Genomic DNA, 1,712 nt, shown 5'->3' with positions numbered 1-1,712 from the left:
CCGGCGTCGCGTCCGGTGGCCAGGGCCGCTGCCGGGCACGGGCCCGCCGCGGTGGGGGAGCGGCTCGCCCCGCTGGGCGCCACCGAACAGACCGAGGCCCTGGTCGACCTGGTGCGACAGCACGTCGCCGAGGTCCTCGGGCACGGCTCCGCCGGCGAGGTGCGCGCCGACCGGACGTTCAAGGACGCCGGCTTCGACTCGCTGACCGCGGTGGAACTGCGCAACCGGCTGGTCGCGGCGACCGGGCTGACGCTGTCCCCGGCGGTCGTCTTCGACTATCCGAAGCCCGAGCTGCTCGCCGGGCACCTGCGGACCAGGCTCTTCGGCGGTACGGCACCGAGCACGACGGCCGCCGACGCCGACGCCGCCCCTGCCGTCTCCGGGACCGGTGACGAGCCGATCGCGATCGTGGGGATGGCGTGCCGGTTCCCCGCCGGGGTGCACAGCCCCGAGGACCTCTGGCGGGTGGTGGCCGACGAGGTCGACGCCGTCACCGCGTTCCCCGACGACCGCGGCTGGGACACCGACCGGCTCTTCCACCCGGACCCCGACCACGCGGGCACCACCTACGTGCGCCACGGCGCCTTCCTCGACGACGCCGCCGGATTCGACGCCGCCTTCTTCGGCATCTCGCCGAACGAGGCGCTGGCGATGGACCCGCAGCAGCGCCTGCTCCTGGAGACGTCCTGGGAGGCCTTCGAGCGCGCCGCGATCGACCCGACGACCCTGGCCGGACAGGACATCGGGGTGTTCGCGGGCGTCAACAGCCACGACCACAGCGTGCGCCTGCACCAGGCGTCCGGCGTCGAGGGCTTCCGGCTCACCGGCAGTTCGGGCAGTGTCGCCTCCGGCCGCATCGCCTACCACCTCGGCTTCGAGGGGCCCGCCCTCACCGTCGACACGGCCTGCTCCTCCTCGCTGGTGGCCCTGCACCTGGCGGCCCAGTCGCTCAACCGCGGCGAGTGCACCATGGCGCTGGCCGGCGGTGTGATGGTGATGGGCACCGTCGAGACGTTCGTCGAGTTCTCCCGGCAGCGCGGCCTCGCTCCCGACGGCCGGTGCAAGGCGTTCGCGGACGGCGCGGACGGCACCGGCTGGTCCGAGGGCGCGGGACTGCTCCTCGTGGAGAAGCTGTCCGACGCGCGTCGCCGCGGCCACCGGGTCCTCGCGGTGGTACGCGGCTCCGCCGTCAACCAGGACGGCGCGTCCAACGGCCTGACCGCCCCGAACGGGCCCTCGCAGCAGCGCGTCATCCGCAAGGCCCTGGCACACGCGGGCCTGTCGGCGGCGGAGGTCGACGCGGTCGAGGCGCACGGCACGGGCACGACGCTCGGTGACCCGATCGAGGCCGAGGCGCTGCTCGCGACGTACGGCCAGGGCCGGGACCCGCAACAGCCGCTGTGGCTCGGCTCGGTGAAGTCGAACATCGGACACACCCAGGGCGCCGCCGGCGTCGCCGGTGTGATCAAGATGGTCATGGCGATGCGGCACGGCGTCCTGCCCCGGACACTGCACGTGGACCGGCCGTCGACCGGCGTCGACTGGACGTCGGGCGCCGTGGAGCTGCTGACGCGGGCCCGCGACTGGCCGCGCGGCGGCCACCCGCGCCGGGCCGCCGTGTCCTCCTTCGGCATCGGCGGCACCAACGCGCACGTCATCCTCGAAGAGGCTCCCGAAGCCGCGGCCCCCGGGGCCACGGCCGCCGACGGGCC

1 protein-coding gene is annotated in these 1,712 nt (G+C 74.9%); it reads left to right on the top strand.

The window, feature by feature from the left end; all coding sequences use genetic code 11:
* The coding region (locus tag G3I40_RS16500) for a type I polyketide synthase (RefSeq protein WP_164302911.1) at positions 1 to 1,712 on the top strand (1,712 nt) is incomplete at both ends.

Source organism: Streptomyces sp. SID14478, assembly GCF_010548525.1.
Lineage (GTDB): Bacteria > Actinomycetota > Actinomycetes > Streptomycetales > Streptomycetaceae > Streptomyces.
This window is presented reverse-complemented; position numbering and strand designations above follow the sequence as displayed.